This is a genomic window from Kitasatospora sp. NPDC041917 (assembly GCF_055589745.1).
Genome location: NZ_JBVJBI010000024.1, coordinates 1 through 17,166 on the forward strand (window position 1 = coordinate 1; position 17,166 = coordinate 17,166).

The 17,166-nt window shown below is 70.4% G+C and carries 4 protein-coding genes; 3 read left to right on the plus strand and 1 reads right to left on the minus strand.

Annotation, left to right across the window (positions count from 1 at the left end; genetic code table 11):
- On the plus strand, positions 1-315 hold a 315-nt coding region (locus ACZ6EM_RS26150; protein ID WP_465773365.1), incomplete at its 5' end, for a tyrosine-type recombinase/integrase.
- 465 nt (positions 316-780) lie between these two features.
- Here the strand turns inward: ACZ6EM_RS26150 and ACZ6EM_RS26155 are convergent.
- The gene (locus tag ACZ6EM_RS26155; RefSeq protein WP_465773366.1) at positions 781-8,052 is read right to left on the minus strand and encodes an RHS repeat-associated core domain-containing protein; all 7,272 of its coding nucleotides are present in this window, start codon (positions 8,050-8,052) and stop codon (positions 781-783) included.
- Between the two features lie 409 nt (positions 8,053-8,461).
- Here ACZ6EM_RS26155 and ACZ6EM_RS26160 point away from each other — a divergent pair, with 409 nt between their 5' ends.
- The gene (locus ACZ6EM_RS26160; RefSeq protein ID WP_452179784.1) at positions 8,462-12,778 is read left to right on the plus strand and encodes a ricin-type beta-trefoil lectin domain protein; all 4,317 of its coding nucleotides are present in this window, start codon (positions 8,462-8,464) and stop codon (positions 12,776-12,778) included.
- A 189-nt stretch (positions 12,779-12,967) separates the two neighbouring features.
- Positions 12,968-16,933 carry a beta-N-acetylglucosaminidase domain-containing protein gene (locus tag ACZ6EM_RS26165; protein WP_401053387.1) on the plus strand — a complete coding sequence of 1,322 codons (3,966 nt, stop codon included), beginning with the start codon at positions 12,968-12,970 and terminating at the stop codon, positions 16,931-16,933.
- Positions 16,934-17,166: the final 233 nt, after the last annotated feature.

The following is a 17,166-nucleotide window of genomic DNA, read 5'->3' on the forward strand; positions in this document are numbered from 1 at the left end:
CGTCCTGCTGCGACAGGATCAGCGGCGAAGGCCTCTCACCTCCACTCGAACCACAGCGCCTCACGGCGCACCCACGACCTGAGGCACTCGACCGCGACCCTCCTCCTGGAACAGGGCGTCGAACTCGTCGTCATCAAGGAGCTGCTGGGTCACGCCCACATCGGCGTCACCGCGACGGTGTATGCACATGTCCGGCTCCGTCTCCAGCGTGACGCCATCGACATCCTCAGCCGCACGCTCGGCAGAGCCGTCGAAGAAGCCACCTGGAGCGACGACGGTGGCGACCCGCCGGCCTGTGCTGCACCTGTCCGCTGACGTTGCCGTCAACTACTGCCGTCAAGACGCCATGAAGCCCTCCCTGGAATCGCTCCAGGGAGGGCTTCATGCGCGTTCGATTTCAGTGTCTGCGCCACATATCAGGCACCTGAGTTCCGGAGAGCCAACCCATACAACGACTCAGTCATTGGAGATCAGGCACCCATGTCACCACACTTGAGTCAATCTCGGATTCCTCCAAGAACTCCCGAAGCACCTCGCCAGAATCGCCGCCCTCACTAAGCATGAGCGTAAATCCAGAAACAGGATTTCCGGCGATCCTCACAAGCGCAACAATCCTCCCGGAATTCAGACCAAAGACGGAAATCTCCGTCTCCCCAATATCTCCAGAAGGAGACTCGACAGAGCCGCCAAGAGCCTCGATTTCCTCCCTATCAATGTTTAGTTGAGCGCACATCTGAGGCCTGGATGGAATCCATCTTTCCAACCCCAATGGAATCATTACTACCTCACGGATCGGGATACCACAACTGGTATCTTTGCCAGATCGCCACCGTTTGCCGAACTCACTCCGAGCAAGCTAGATGGCCACCACGCCTGCCTCGGGAGAGTATTTCGCGCGGGATAAGGATGAACCGTTGTGTAGAACTCGAAGCTCCCTGGAGGAGCGTTCTCGGGAAGCGGTCCGCGCCACGCCTGAACAATTCCTTCCTCTGGCCAGAAGATCCTCGACGGATTCCCCCACAACTCGCCAGACGCTTCAACAAGCGAGAGGGTTTCCGTGGTCTGCGTACTCCCACCCGAGAGACGGTGGAATGGCCCATGAAGCACAGTTTCCTGAGCTTCTTGCGCCGCCTCATCAGCTCCTCCTGCCGCACCACTGGCCGTTTCCCCACAATTGTGAACGAGGACCGGCGTGGCGCCTGCGAGCACATAGTACGTGTGGAGCAGGTTGACGGTGAGGTTGTGGGTGGTGACGGCATACGGGTAGTTGCGGACGGACTGGATGGTGAGGGTGGTGCCGTCAGGCTGGCGGAGCTGTTCGCCGGGGGTGAGTTCGCCGGCGTCAACCCACTGCTGGCGGGTCTCGCTCCAGTAAGGGTGGTGATAGGTGGAGGTGATCTTCGCTTGGTCGGCGGCCGGCGGGCCCCGGGGGCTGGCGTCGTCGGTGAAGGTGAGGTCGGTGAAGTCCTTGTCGTCGGGGGTGGTGATGGTGGTGGTGACGGTCTCAGGTCGGGCTTCGCCGGTCTGTGGGTCGGTCGCCATGACGACGTCGCCGTCGCGGACATCACCGATGGGCTTGGTGCTGCCGTCCGCCATCAGGACCAGGGTTGTGGCCGGGAAGCTATTGCACTTCTCAAGGCTGGGCGAGTCCGCCTCGGCCTTGGCTGCCTTGGACTCTGTTCCCGCCGCGTCGGCTGCTGTTTGCTTTGCTGCTTTTTCTTCTGCTGCCCTGGCTGCCGCCTTCTCCGCTGCTCTGGCTTCCGCAGCAGCCGTTGTGGCAGTGACGTACGCGGCTTCGGCTTCCTTGGCAGCGCGTTCGCCGGAACGGATGGCGGTGTAGACCCTCTCGATCTCCTTGTAGATCTTGAAAGCCTTGATCCCGGCCTTGACCGCCTGGGCGATCTTGCCCCAGGGCATCACATTGAGGGCAGTGTTGATGCAGCCCATCACGTCGCCCTTGGTGAAGCAGTCGCGGGCGTCGTTGAAGCCGATCAGGTCGCCGACGATGTCGACCACCTTGTGCACGAGCTCGTCGCGCTTGCGCTTGGACTCGTTGAGGTTCTTGTGCGCGGCGTCGAGCGCCTGGCCTGCGGCCCGCTCATCCTTCGTGGGCTGCTGCGCAGGCGGGCCGGGAAGCGCCCCCGCAGGGGTGACGAAGGACTCGCCGTGGCCGTTGTCCATGACGGCCGCGAGGCCGTCACACTCGGCCGGTGTGTCGCAGGTGGGCCTCAGACCATTGGCGTCCGACTTGTTGATCGGACTGTTGTTGGCGTACGCGTAGGCGTTCCACTGCTGGGGATCGCCGGCGTCCATGATCGGGTCGGGGCTGATGAAGCGGCCCGTCCTGGGGTCGTACTCTCGGGCACCGAGGAGGGTGAAGCCGGTCGACTTCTCCTTGGTACCGCCGACGAAGCCCTTGTCCCCGGCCCAGACACCGGCCGCGGGCTGGGTGCCGCGCTCGTTGCCGAACGGGTCCGTGGGGCGGCGGACGTGGGCGAGAGTCGCCGAGTCGAACTGGACGCCGTTGGTGCCGTGCGGGTCCGCCCCCTGGTACGCCAGCTTCGACGTCCCGTTGGTCGTGGTGCGCGTGATGGACAGGCCGTTGGGCGCCGCGTAGCTGCGGACGTTGCTGACGACCTTGGTGGTGGTGTCCAGAGTGATCTGGTCCGCGCCCAGGTTGAGCGTGGTCTTGCCCGCCTCGCGACGGATCAGCTGGTTGCCCGACACGTCGTAGAGGTAATTGGTCCCGCCGCTCTGGCCGGTGCCGGTGATCTGGTCGAGCTTGCCCTGGGCGTTCCAGGCCAGCGCCCTGGTGCCCGGGGTGTCCGTGATCGAGGTGGTGTTGCCCGCCGCGTCGTAGGTGTACGAGGTCACCGCGCTGCCGGCCGGGCCGGTCTGGGTGGACTTCATCAGCGCGTGCGGACCGCCCGTGCCTCCGCCCGTCTTCGGGTCGGAGGACGGGGTGTTGGGCCCGGTGCCGAAGGTCTGGGTGGTGGTGACGTCCTTGTTCGCGTCGCCGGTGACGTCCTTCTGGACCAGCTTGGTGCGGTTGCCGATGAGGTCGTACACGTACTGCTGCCAGTACGGGGCCGGGCCGCCGACGCTCGGCTTGCCGCCGCTCACCGACGGACCGTCGGGGTTGGTGCAGGTACCGACACCGGGGACGCTCGGCTGCGGCTTGGTGGTCTGGGTGCCGGCGTCGGTCCAGGCCTGGGTGAGCCGCCCGAGGTAGTCGTGGGTGAAGCACTGCAGGTCGGCGACCTGACCGTCCTGCGCGTTGCGGGCCGACGTGACCTGGCCCAGCGGGTTGTAGGTGTAGTCGACCGAGTCGACGTGCGCCGTCTCGGCAGTCTGCTTGTCCACGATCGAACGCGTCACCCGGCCGGTGGCGTCGTCGATCAGCATGGTGGCCACCACCTGGGCACCTGCGCCACCGACAGTGGTGCGATAGGGCCGACCGTAGGGGTCGTATCGAACGTCGGCCACGAACGTCGACTTGGCGGAACCGAAGCTACTGGTGAGTCCTCCGAACTGACCGACGACGTCGGTGGCGAAGGTCAGCTTTTCCCTGCCGATGCCGGCCACGGCCGGCATCGTCGTGGTTGCCAGGCGGCCTGCGTTGTCGTAGGTGTTGTCGGTCTGGTAGACGCCGGCGAGTTCCTTCTCCACTGCCGGGATGGTGGTCTTGGCCCCGAGTTCGCGGTACCCGATGTCGTAGCCGGTGATCTCCGACCTGTACGCGTCTCCGGTCGCTCCTCCGACATACCGCGTCGAGGAGGTCGGCTTGCCCTTGGCGAGGCTGTCGTAGGTCCAGACGGCAACCTGCTTGGTCGAGTCGATCGCCGTGCCCTCGTAGGCCGCGACGTTGCGACCGAGCAGGTCGGTGACGCTGGTGGCGCTCTTGCCGCGGGAGTCCGTGACGGTGACGAGGTTCTTGCTGTCGTCGTACGTCGTCGTGCCGGTGCCCGAGTCCGGGTCGGTGGACTTCACCGGGCGGCCCAGCAGGTCGTACTCGTACCTCCACTGGTTGCCGGCCGCGTCCTTGCGCCAGCTCTCCTTGCCTTCCGGCGTGTAGCCGTAGGTGGTCTCGTCGTACGCACCAGTCGGGGTGTTGGCCTTGTACTGGCGCAGGGCGACCGTGTTACCGCGGGCATCCGCGACGGTCGCGGTGGCGTAGCCGCCGGCCGGTGGGGTGCTGCGGACCTCATCGGCTCCGAGGTAGTCCGCGTGGGTACGCCACTGCTCGACGCCGTAGGACTGGAAGATCGAGTCGACGACCCGCCCCATGCCGTCGTACTTCTTGACGGTCTGGGACGGGATCTTGCCGTCCGGTTCCACACCGCCGTTGGGCAGGAAGAGCTGACCACTGGGCTGCGCCTGGTCGTTGTAGTAGGCGGCGCTGGTCTTGATCTGCCAACCGTGCGAGTCGAACAGCGCGTCGGTGATCATGCGGCCCGTGGCCCCCGAGGGGGGACTGGCCTGAGTCTGGCGGATTCGGCCGAGGCCGTCGTAGATGGTGAAGCTGGAGGTGTAGGTCTCCTCCAGGCCCTCCCGGTTGCCCATCAGGGCCTGGGTGAGCACCTGCGACGGTGCGTTGGAACCGTTGACCGAGTACGAGAACTTGCGGTCGGGACGGTTGGGGTATGTCGCGCGCTCGTTGCCGGGGCTCCAGCCCGCGACAGCACGGCCGAGGGAGTCGAACTCCTGCTCGCTGATCCGGCCGTTCTCGTCCTTGATCTTGAGCGCCGAGCTGCGGCCCACGTCGAGCGTGCTGACGGTCTGCCAACCCAGCGGGTTGGTGTGGGTCACCTGAGTGGGCAGCTGGCCGGTGGCCGGCGAGTAGGCGGTCCTGGTCTCGGCGCCGGCCGGGTGGGCGGCGTCGGTGCGAGTCGGGTCGACGGTGCTGATGACCCGGCCGTAGTCGTCGAAGCTCGCTCGGGCGGTGGCCCGGTAGACCGGTTTGCCGGCCGCGTCGTAGCGCTCCAAGACCTCGGTCGAGGTCTGCTCGGCCTTGGCACCGGCCTGACCGAGCCCCATGCCGTCGAAGTAGGCCCTGGTGTCGGCGACCGTGTTGTCCTTGGTCGGGGTCTGGCCGCAGGCGCCCTTCAGGACCAGGGTGTGCGAGGCAAGCTGCGTCGGTACGTCGCCAGGGCCGGTGGCGTACTCGAAGGAGGTGCAGAGCAGCTGCTCGGGGTGGGCGACGTCCCCGTTGTCGTAGACCGTCAGCGGACGGGCGAGCGACGTCGAGTCGTACGTGGTGGAGCGCTCGCTGGTGCGCCAGGTGCCGCTTGCCAGCTTCTCTCGGGTGGTCACCTTCAGGGCGTTGACGGCCCGGGCGGTAATCGCGGGCATGCCGCCGGACTGGTTGCGGGTCGCCTTGATCGGACCGAGCCAGGGATCGGTGACCACGGTGGAGAGCAGCTCGCCGTTGTCGCCGGTGTAGTTGGCGGAGTCCCGGATGAATCCTGCCAGGACGTTCTCATCCTTGATGGTGCCGCCGTGGGCGTCCGTCACGGACACCTGGCGGGTCGTCCCGTTGGCGAGGACGTCACCATCCATGCCGCGCAGGAAGGTCGCGACTGCCTTGGTGCGGGGAGCCTCGACGTCGCTGCCGCTACCGCTGCGGGTGGTGACCGTCGCGTACCCGCGGAACTGGTCCCAGGTACGGGTCTTGGCGTCGGCCATCTCGGAGTCGTTGCGGTGCCAGGCCGCGCCGCCGCCGTACTCGTAGTCGGTGACGACCGCGGGTTGGCCGCCGGCGACCGAGTCCTGCTGGGTGACCGACTGCACGATGATCTTGTTGAACCAGTCGTTGACCGGGTCCGGTGCCGTCTGTCCCGGCAGGTACCACTTGACCGGCATGCAGGCCATCGTGTTGCCGTCCTCCGACACCGGCATCTTCCCGCTGGCCTCGCGCGAGCATTCGGCGGGGCGGTAGACGACGTTGATCAGGCCACCGGTCTCGGTGGTGATCTTCTGGATGCGCGGACGCTTGTACGGCTCGACGGAGGCCGAGGTGCCGTCCGGCTGGACGATCTGTCCGGCGACGCGGTTGGCGATCTGCAGCGGCTGGAAGTACACGGCCGGCAGGGTGATGGGCGTGCGGTTGTTGGTGCCGGTGCGCTGGATCGAGTCCAGCCAGAGCGACGGAGAGGTGCCGTCACCCGGGTCTTGGAAGGACTGGTTGAGGGCGAAGGAGTCGACCGACCGGTACGTGGCGCCGTCCCAGACCTCGGTGTCGACCTTGGTCAGGCGCTTGGTGGTCCAGAAGGTCGGCGAGTAGACGGCGCAGTCACCGGTCGCGTCGCAGTTCTGGTCGATCGGGGTGTCCGGCCAGCGCTTGGCGTTGGCTTTGGTCCGCAGGGACGGGTCGCAGCTGAAGTCCTTGTCCGGCAGACAGCGTTCGGCGGTGCGGAACCACACCTGGGCGGCCGGGTTGGCCTTGCCCTTGGCGGCGATCTGGTCGGGCAGGCGCTGGCCGTAGCCGACCCAGGTCGGGTAGCTCGCCCGCTGGTACTGCGTCCGGGTGCCGTTGCCGTTGTTCTGGCCGCCGCCCCGGGCGTAGGAGTTCTGCTCCTGGTCGTACCGGTAGGTGATCAGGTTCTGGTGCGGGTCGACGACGTAGTCCAGCGACCACTGCCAGCCCATCTGGTTCCAGGAGTTGGTGGCCGGCGAACCGGTCTTCAGGCACGGGTCCTGGCCGCCGGGCCAGTAGATCGGCACGGTGGAGACCGAGTTGCTGGCCTGGTCGGTGCCATCGCCACCGGGCAGGTGGTTGATGCCGAAGTAGTACTGGGTGCCCTCGGTGGTGGTGATCCGCCAGGCCTCACCGTTCCAGGCGCCGTTGTTCTGGCCGGTCAGCCGCTCGACCTTGGTGCCGTCCTCGCCCTGGAGGTGCCACTCGCAGGACTTGTCGTCCTTGACCAGCTGGCCCGCGTGGCCGGCGAGCGAGAGCTGGAGCAGGTCGCCGCCCCAACACTGGTCGCCCGACTTGTCGATCCCGGCGTCCTTGCAGCCCTTGTAGGCGCGGACGATGGAGCCCGACTGCCAGTCCCAGCCCTCGCCGATCCAGGACGGCTGGGCGTTGGTGGAGGCGGTCTTGCCGTCCACCGCAGAGGAGTCGTAGCCGAACGAGACGTCGGGGGCCGGGCCGGCCAGCGCAGAGGGCAGCTCGGCGGTGTACCCGTAGGTGAAGTTGCCGGCGTTGGCCCCGGCCTGCCAGGAGGCGGACGGGGTGATCGGCGAGGCGGTGAAGTCACCGCCGCTGCCCTTGGCATCCGCCTCGACGGCGAGCGCCACCGTGGGAGAGGCGGTGGCCGGGCCCCCGAAGGCCCCGGAGGCGAAGGACTTGGCGGCGGCGGGGGTGGTCGACTGCGGAACGTCGACCTCGGCCACCAGGCGGCCGGTCGAACCGTCCCGGTGCGACGGCACCGGGACGCGCGTGTCACAGCCGGCGGCCCCCGGAGTCGTCAGCGCGCAGCCGGGCAGCTGGACGATCCGGGCCCGCGAGGCCCAGTTGGCCCCGGCGTTCTTCGCCCAGGCCTGGACGTCGATCCCCACCTGGACCCGGCCGGCCTGAGCGCCCTCACCGGTGTCGGTGACGCCCAACAGGGCGCCGTTCACACCCGCGGCATTGGTCCGGGCCTGGTCGGCCAGTTCGATCTGGAGCGCCGGGGATTGGAGAGCTGACGAGACCTCCTTGGCCGCGGGCGCTTCGAGGGCGGCCGGCTTCGGGCCGGGCGCCGGGGCGACCCAGACCGGCAGCGAACCGGCCTGGACGGGCACCGAGGTCGGCGTCGCGTCAGCCGCCATCGGCGCCATGGCGGCGCTGGCACCGGCACCGGCACCGCCGAGGACGGCGGTGGCTCGGCCGGCCGGCGGGCTGGAGTCAGCCGGCGGCGACCACTTCTTGCCCGGGTCCGGAGTATGGCCGGCGGGCTTGCCATCGGCACCCTTCACCGGCTGGGTCTCCGGGACCGGCGTATTCGGCGGCACCCACACCTCGGGCGGGGCGGCCGCTTGGGCCACCGCCTCCACCGAAGGGAGTGTCACCACGGACATGGTGACGGCCAGAGCCGCCACCACGGCCACCCGCAAACTTCGCGGGCGGGTGAACAGGCGGGCAGAACGAGACAACTGATCCCCCCACAGATCGCTGAGCCCTGAATCGGGCCGATCGGACCGGCCCGGACCCCCGGCACCTTAGGCGCACACGACCGATCAAAGGTAGGAAAGAAGTAAAAGCACAATGTGTGATCAGCATCACACTGAGAGCATTGCGTTACCACCCCGACAACTCGGACACCTTGTCGACAAAACGCTTTGACAGTGCAGCGAATGTGAAGGCAGCGTGCGACCGATCTCTGCTCACATCACCAATGACGAGGGGGTCTTCATGTCAAGGTCACATCCTCCATCTCCTTCCATTTCCAGGCGGCCTATGGGAATCCGGACATTCCGCGTGGCCCTCCTGCCACTCGCCTGCACGGCCGTCCTCTCGCTCGGTGCGGGGCTGTTGGTGGCCCCCGGTATCGCGGCGGCGGCCCCCGCCGACCGCAACCACGGCCCCGCCGACGCATCGTGGCCGACGCCCCCCGCCAAGGGGCAACCCGACTCCCGCTCGGCGCAGACAGCGGCGATACTCGCCGCCCAGGCGAAGGCGAAGAGCACCGGGAAGCCCGTCGTGGTCGACTCCATGACCACGGGCGGCAGCCAGACCACGGCCAATCCGGACGGCACGCTGACCACCGACTCCTCCCCCGTGGTGGAGCGGGTCAAGAACGCCGACGGCACCTGGCGCGCCGTGGACGCGACCCTGCGGACCAACACTGACGGCACGCTCACGCCCGCCGCCGTGCCTTCCGGGCTCACCTTCTCCGGAGGCGGCAGCGGTCCGCTGGCCACCATGGCGACGGCGGACGGCAAGAAGCTGTCGATCAAGGCGCCGTTCACCCTTCCGAAGCCCGAACTCTCCGGCAGCAGCGCGCTCTACCGCTCTGTGCTGCCCGACGTCGACCTGGAACTGAGCGCCACCCCCGCCGGTGGCTGGCGCCAGGTCCTGATCGTGCGCACCGCACAGGCGGCGGCCGATCCGAAGATCAAGAAGGTGCACCTCGACACGACCGTCGACGGACTGACCGTCAAGGCGGACACCAACGGAAACCTGTCGGCCGAGGACGCCTCCGGCAAGCCCCGCTTCACCGCCCCGGCGCCCGTCATGTGGGACTCGTCCACGGCCCCGGCCGCGCAGCCCGATGCCGCGGTCAAGTCCGCCGCCGCACCTGCGGCGGACGGTGCCTCGGAAACGGCCGGGTCCGACAGCAAGGCCCCCGGGCCCGGTGCCCGGACCGCAACGATCGCCACCACCGTCAGTGGCGGCGGCATCGACCTGGTTCCGGACGCCTCGCTCCTCGGGCAGGGCACCGGCCCCTGGTTCATCGACCCGGGCTGGAACCCCAGCGTCGACAACGGCACCCAGGCCTGGGCCCAGGTACAGTCCGCCTACCCGGAGACGCCGGAGTACAACGGCACGAAGTTCGGCCAGGACACGCCCGCAGCCGGTTACTGCGGCTACATCAACGCGAACAACCGTTGCGAGAAGGAAGGCAAGGAACGCGCCTACTTCCAGGTGGGTCTGAACTCGGCGTTCTGGGACTCGACCGTCCTCACCGCCAAGCTCTACGCCACCGTCGCACAGTCGTCCAGCCCCTCAACCCCCACTCCGATGGGCCTCTACTCGACCGGATCGGCCAACAGCAACCCGATCAATACATGGACGCGCTGGAATGCCCAGCCCTGTCCCGAGCCATGGAACTGCTCCAAGGTCGGCACGAACTGGATCTCCGGTGGCGGCGGCAAGGAGTTCGACGTCCAGAGCCAGATGGTCCAGGCCGCCCGCGAGCACTGGGACGGCTGGACCTTCATGTTCGCGCCCGACGACGAGGACAACAAATACTACCGTCAGCGGTTCGCCAACAACCCTCACATCGTCGTGAAGTACGACATCGCGCCCCACATCGGCGACCCCGGGACCAACCCGTCGCCGGGCTTCGCCCGTGACGCGGTGTCCGACAAGTGCCAGACCCCCGGCACCGCCAATCCGTGGGACAACCCGGGCTGGGTCGGGATCAACACCGACATCGGTCTGAGCGTGGACACCTGGTCACCGACCGGCGAGCAGCTCTGGACCTCGTTCAAGATCTGGGACGACGACGACAACGGATCCTCGAAGCTCTACGAGACCGGCTGGGCGGCAAGTTCGGGCCCCAAGTACGCGAGCGTCGGGTCGCTGATCGACGGCCACCAGTACGGCTGGTTCGCCGCCACCACCGACGGCACGCTCACCAGCGACAACAGCCGGATGTGCTTCCTGCGCATCGACCGCACTCCGCCGACCGCCCGCGTCACCTCAACCGACTTCCCGGAGTCGGGCACCCTGGGCGGGCACCCCAAGCGCGTCGGCGAGGAGGGCGCCTTCACCCTGACCGGCACCGACCCGGCCCCGGCCACCGGCGGCCGCTCCTCCGGCCTGGCCTGCGCCCGCTGGACCAACGACCCGGTCCAGGCCGCGGCCACCGGCTGGAACTGCAACGACGGCGGCAACGTCGTCAAGATGAACGGCGACGGCAGCTTCCAGCTGAAGTACACCGCCAACCACTGGGGTACCAACTTCCTCTACCTGCAGACCCAGGACAACGCCGGCAACATGTCCCAGCCGGTCGCGTACACCTTCTTCGTGCCGAGCAACCCCGCCGCGGGCGACCCGGTCATGGGCGACATCGACGGTGACCGGAAGGCCGACGTCCTACTGCCGGACGGCACCGGCTCACTGCGCCTGGTCGGCGCGAACGCCGACCCGTACGCGGCGCCGAACACCAAGCCGGCCTCGGCGCCGGGTGCAGTCGGCAACCAGGACTGGAGCACCGTCCAGATCACCCACCGGGGCTCGTTCAGCGATCGGAACGTCGACGATCTGGTCGCCCATGCCCCGGGGGCCGGCAAGCTCTACCTGTACACGAATGACGACACGGTCGGGCATCTCGACGGCCAAGCGGCATACGAGCTGTCCAAGAGCCACTCATGCATCCTGCCCAACTACACACCGATCGACTGTGCAACGTACGGCAACGGCACCGACTGGTCCGCGGTGACTCAGATCGCGGCGTTCGGCTCCCCCACCGGCGACACGCCCAGGAACCCCGGGACCAACATGGCCGGCCTGCCGAACTCCTCGTTGCTCTTCATCGAACACGGTCGGCTGTGGCTCGGCCAGCAGGACAGCAACAAGCACCTCGACGGACCCATCGTCCTGCTCTCCGAGCCTGACCTGGCCAAGGACAAGCAGGACTGGGACTACTACGACCTGATCACCCCCGGCCCGTCCAGGGGGACGAACATCCCCACCCTGTGGGCCCGTTCGAAATTCGACGGCACCATCCACGCCTACCAGTTGGCCCCGGCGCCCGGGAACACCTTCGACGCTTCCGCCTTCTCCAGCCCCACCAAGGGCTGGCTGGCCAACGGCGCCGACGCCAAGCTGTACCCGAAGGTGGGCTCCAACGGCGACGTGACCGGTGACGGCATCCCGGACCTCTGGGCCGTGGACACCAACAACCAGCTGGTCGCCTGGGCCGGCCTCGGCGCCAAGGCGGCCGACGTCAACAGCGGCCCGACGGTGACCGGACTGGAGAAGACTCCGGTCGCGCTCGGCAACCTCAACCGCCCTGCCGGCAACTGGCTGGCCGCGCACGACGGCACCAACACCGTCCGCGACGGTCAGGCGCGCACCAACGGGTCGGCCACGAACGTCGGCTGGGGCCCGGAGACCGTGGACGGCCGGCCGGCCACCGTGGGCTACTTCAACCCCGGCGCGGGCTCGAACGTCACCATGACGGGGCCGGTGGTCGACACCCGCAAGAGCTTCACCGTCTCGACCTGGGTCCTGTCCGGAGCGGCCGGCGGCGTGGTCGCCAGCCAGGAGACCGCGCATGCCAGCAACTTCCTGCTCTACAGCGACGGCGCGGGCAAGAACTGGCACTTCGGCCTGGCGTACACGGACGACGACACCTGGTCCTACGACTACACCGACACGGAGAACGCCGCCGCCCAGACCCGACCCGGTGTCTGGACCCGGCTGACCGCCTCCTACAACGCCGAGACCGGGGCGATGGCGCTCTACGTCGACGGTGTCCTGGCCGGCACCAAGGTCCACCGGGCCAGCACCAGCCCGCCGTCCTCGGGGCCGTTCACACTGGGCCGGTACAGGTACCAGTCCAAGCCGTCCACGAGTTTCGACGGAGCCATCAGCAGCACCGCCGTCTACCCGTTCGCGGTGGCTCCGACCGCGCCGAGCGCGACCAGCGTCGTCCGCTCGGGCGTCGACGCGGGCATGTGCGTCGACGACGTCAACGCGGGCACCGCCAACGGCAACCCGATCATGCTGGTGAACTGCAACGGGAGCGAGGCGCAGCAGCTCGCGTTCGGGAACGACGGCACCGTCCGGGTCAAGGGCGGGTGCATCGCCACGGTGAACGCCGGTACGTCCGACGGCACGCAGCTGGAGTACCACACCTGCGACGGCACGACGGCCCAGAAGTGGATCCCGCTCGCGAACGGCGCGCTGTTCCACCCGGCCTCCGGCAAGTGCTTCGAGCTCCCCGGCGGGCCGGCGGCGAGCGGCACGCGGCTCCAGATCGCGGGCTGCGGCTACGGGGCGAACCAGCAGTGGAGCATGCCGATGCTGCAGTCGGCCGTGCTTCCCGCTCCGCCGCGCTTCTGACCTCCGGGTTCTGAGCGGGTGACAGGGCCCGCGTCGCCGATCGGCGACGCGGGCCCGACGCGTTCCCGGGACGCTCGCGTCGGGGGATGAAGCAGGGCAATCCAGGCGTAGCTGTCGGTGACATTGACACCGGATTGGCCAGCTGGTGGGGTTGCCGGGATGTGGTTCCGGCCTGGCGAGGAGGCTCCTGTGCAAGCCCGAGTGTCCGTTGCGGCCGGGCGGCGGCTGCGGTCGCAGTTGGAGCAGAGTCCGGCGTTGCGGGAGGTGCTGCAGCACCCCGCGGCGGTGGTGGCGCGGCGGGCGACGGCGCGGACGTGCCGTCAGCTGGCGCCGCGGACGGCGGACCGGCTGATCGCCGACCTCAAGGGCACGGAGCCGCTGCTGGCCTCGGTGCGCGAGGAGCGGGCGGAGCGGGCCGGGCGGGCCGCGGGCCGGCCGGGGCGGCGGACGATGCAGATCGCGGCCGGGGTCGCGGCCGCGGCGGTGGTCGGCGGGCTGCTGGCCGGTTCGTTGCCGTCGACGGCGTACGCGGCGGCTTCGGCGGTCTCGGCGCCGGACGTGGTGAGCGCCGCGCCGCAGACGCCGCTGGGCAGCGTGACCGACCCGAGGGTGTTCCCGAAGCCGCAGCAGCAGACGGTGGCGGGCAAGCCCGTCACGGTGCCGTCGGCCGTGACGCTGGTGACCGCGCCCAAGGTGGACCAGGGCGCGGTGCGGGCCGTGCACGAGGTGCTGGAGGTCGCCGGCGCGCGCGACGTGACGCCGCAGCCGGACGGCGGGACGCCGGCCGCCGGTTCGCTGGTGGTGTACGTCGGCGGGCCCGCCGAGGGCGCCGGCGGCGAGGTGGACCGGGTGCTGCGGCAGCTGTCCGCGGCGGCCGGCGGCAAGGACGGCACCGGGCCGACGACCGCGGGGATGCCGGCCGGCGGGTACGTGCTGTCGGCCGGTCAGCTGCCCGCCCAGGGCGGCGGCACGTACGGCGCCGTGGTGCTGGCCGGCGTGGACGCCACCGGCACCTTCTACGCCGCGCAGAGCCTGCGTCAGCTGCTCGCCGCCGTACCGGCCGGGCAGGGGCAGGCGCCCGGTGCGGCCGGGCTCGGCCTGCCCGGGATCACGTTGCGGGACTGGCCGACCGGCGCGCCGGTGCGCGGCACCGCGGAGGCCTTCTACGGCACCCCGTGGACCGCCCAGCAGCGCCTGGAGCAGGTCGACTTCCTGGGCCGCTCCAAGCAGAACTTCTACCTCTACGCCCCTGGTGACGACCCGTACCGGCTCTCCCGCTGGCGCAACGCCTACCCCGCGGCCCAGGCCGAGGAGCTGCGCGAACTGGGCTTCCGGGCGCGGCAGAACCACGTGGTGCTCGGCTACGCGATCGACCCGGGGCAGTCCTTCTGCTTCAGCTCCGGCAAGGACGTGGACGCGCTGGTGAAGAAGCTGGACGGGCTGCGGGGGCTCGGTTTCACCGCCTTCCAGCTGCAGTTCCTGGACGTCAGCTACGACGAGTGGCACTGCGACGACGACCGGGACGAGTACGGCACCGGGCCCGCCGCGGCCGCCAAGGCGCAGGCCGCGCTGGTGCGGAAGGTGCAGGACCGGCTGATCGCGCGGAACCCGGGCCTGGCGCCGCTGTCCGTCGTCCCCACCGAGTACCACCAGCAGGGCTCCACCCCGTACCGCAAGGCGCTGGCGGCGGCGCTGCCGGAGGGCGTGCAGGTGGCCTGGAGCGGGGTCGGGGTGATCCCGGAGAAGATCACCGGTGCCCAGGCCTCGGACACCGCCGGGCTGTACGGGCGCCCGCTGCTCACCATGGACAACTACCCGGTCAACGACGCCACCCCGGACCGGCTCTTCCTCGGCGCCTACACCGGGCGCGACCCGGAGGTGGCCACCCGCTCGGCGGTGCTGCTGACCGGCGCGATGCAACAGCCGGTGGCCTCCCGGATCGCCGTCTCGACGGCCGGCGACTTCGCCTGGAACCCGGCCGGGTACAGGCCGGAGGAGTCCTGGCAGGCCGCCGTGCGCTCGCTGGCCGGGCCGACCGGCGCCGCCCCGACGCCCGCCGGGACGGCGCTGTCCGCGGTCCTCGCGTTGGCCGGCAACAGCACTTCCTCGCCGCTGTCCAAGCAGGAGTCCGGCTATCTGACGCCGCTGCTGGACCGGTTCTGGGCGGCGGCCGAGCCCACCTCCGGCGCCACTCCCGACCTCGCCCGGCTGATCGAGGCCGCCGCCCCGCTGCGGGAGGCCCTCGCCGCCATGGCCACCGCCCAGCAGACCCTGGCCGGCACCCCGGCCACCGCCCAGCTGGCGGGCGAGGCCGCACCCTGGCTGGGCCCGCTGCGCGACTACGGGCTGGCCGGGCAGGCCGCCCTCGACATGGTGCTGGCGCAGCACGGCGGCGACGGCGCCGCGGCCTGGAAGGCCCGGGTCGAGCTCAACCGGCTGCGCGAGCAGCTGGACCGGGCCCCGGCCACCGTCGGCGCCGGGGTGCTCGGCCCGTTCCTGGACCGCGCCGTGCGCGCCGCCGACAACTGGGCGGGCGTGGGCGGCGGCGGGCTCACCCCGACCACCACCCTGGGCACCGCGCAGGACCACCTGCCCGCGCTGATGACCGACGGCGTGGCCGACACGTTCTACTGGAGCTCCGCTCCCCCGCAGCCCGGCGACGCGGTCGGCCTGGACCTCGGCGCGGGCCGCCCGGTCAGCGGTGTGACCGTGCTGATGGGCGGCTGGGGCGACGGCCCGGACGCCCGGTCCGCCGCGGACGACTACATCCGCGACGGCGTGCTGGAGTACTCCACCGGCGAGGGCGGCTGGAAGCAGCTCGCCACCGTCAGGAACCAGAGGACGGTCAGCGCCCAACTGCCGCCGGGCACCGTGGTGCGGGCGGTACGGCTGCGGGCCACCGCCGCGCAGAAGACCGCCGTCGCGGTGCGCGAGTTCACCGTCACCGCTCCGGACGAGTCCCCGGCCAGCGTCAGCGGCGGTCCCGACGCGGCGCCCGGCTCCTCCGCCGCCGCCGTGCTGGACGGCAATCCGGACACCGCGTACCGGGCCGCCAAGGCGCCGACCGCGCTGGACGAGCCGCTGGTCGTCGAGCTCGGCGCGGCCCGCCCGCTGGACCGGCTCACCGTGCTGACCGACCCGGCGGTGCGCGCCACCGCCACCGTCGCGGTGCGCCGGGCCGACGGCACCTGGGCCGACATCGGCACCGTGCAGCCCGGCTACAACGAGCTGCCGGCCGGCGGGCAGGCGGCCGACGCGTTCCGGCTGACCTGGAAGCCCGGCGGCGACCCGCCGGTGGTCAACCAGGTGATCCCGTGGTACGCGGACGCCCCGGCGGCCCGGCTGAGCCTCTCCGACCCGGCCCTGGACGTGGTCACCGGCGCCTCCGCGCCGGTGACGACCCGGGCCACCGTGGAGGCCGGCCGGCCCGAGGGCACCACGGGCGAGCTGCGCACCGAGGTGCCGGCCGCCGCGAAGGGCCTGACCGTGACCCCGGCCGGGCCGGTGACCGTGCCGCGCGGCGGCCGGGTGGGTGTGCCGCTGCTGGTGGGCGCCACCGCGGAGACGCCGTCCGGGACGTACCGGGTGCCGGTGCAGTTCGTGGCCGGCACCACCACCGTCCGGCAGGTGCTCCAGGTGCACGTGGTGCCGCCCACCGGCGGTCCGGACCTGGCGGCCGGCGCGAAGGCCACCTCCTCGGGCGACGAGACGGCGAACTTCCCGGCCTCGGCGGTCACCGACGGCGATCCGAAGACCCGCTGGTCCTCGCCGCCCAAGGACGACGCCTGGGTGCGGCTGGAGCTGCCGCAGGCGACCCGGCTGGGCGCGGCGGTGCTGCACTGGCAGGCCGCGTACGCCGCCTCGTACCGGATCCAGGTCTCGGCGGACGGGAACTCCTGGACGGACGCCGCGACGGTGGACAACGGCAAGGGCGGAGACGAGACGGTGCGCTTCGACGCGCCCGGGGTCCGGTACGTCCGGGTGCAGGGCGTGGCGCGGGCGACCAAGTACGGCTACTCGCTGTGGGGTGTCGAGCTGTACGCCGTGACCCCGCCGGCCGCACCGCAGCCCCCGGCCGGTCAGCCCGCCCAGCCCGTCCAGCCCGGCGGCGTGCCGGGCGTCCCCGCGGCGCCGCCGGCGGCCACCAAGCCGTAGCGGCCGGGCCGGGCCCGGCGGTAGGGGCCTCGGAAGGAGCGGCCTCGGACGGAGGCGGCCCCCGGAACGCGGCGGGCCGCCGGCCCCCCGGTGCGGGGGGCTCGGCGGCCCATGAGGCGCGTACCGACGGTGTGACGGGCGGGCCCTTGTGGAGCTGGGGTCAGGCGGAGAGCGGTTCGGGCTGCTCGCCGCGGCGGACGGGGGCGGGGTGGCCGGGGTGCGCCCGGCCGAGC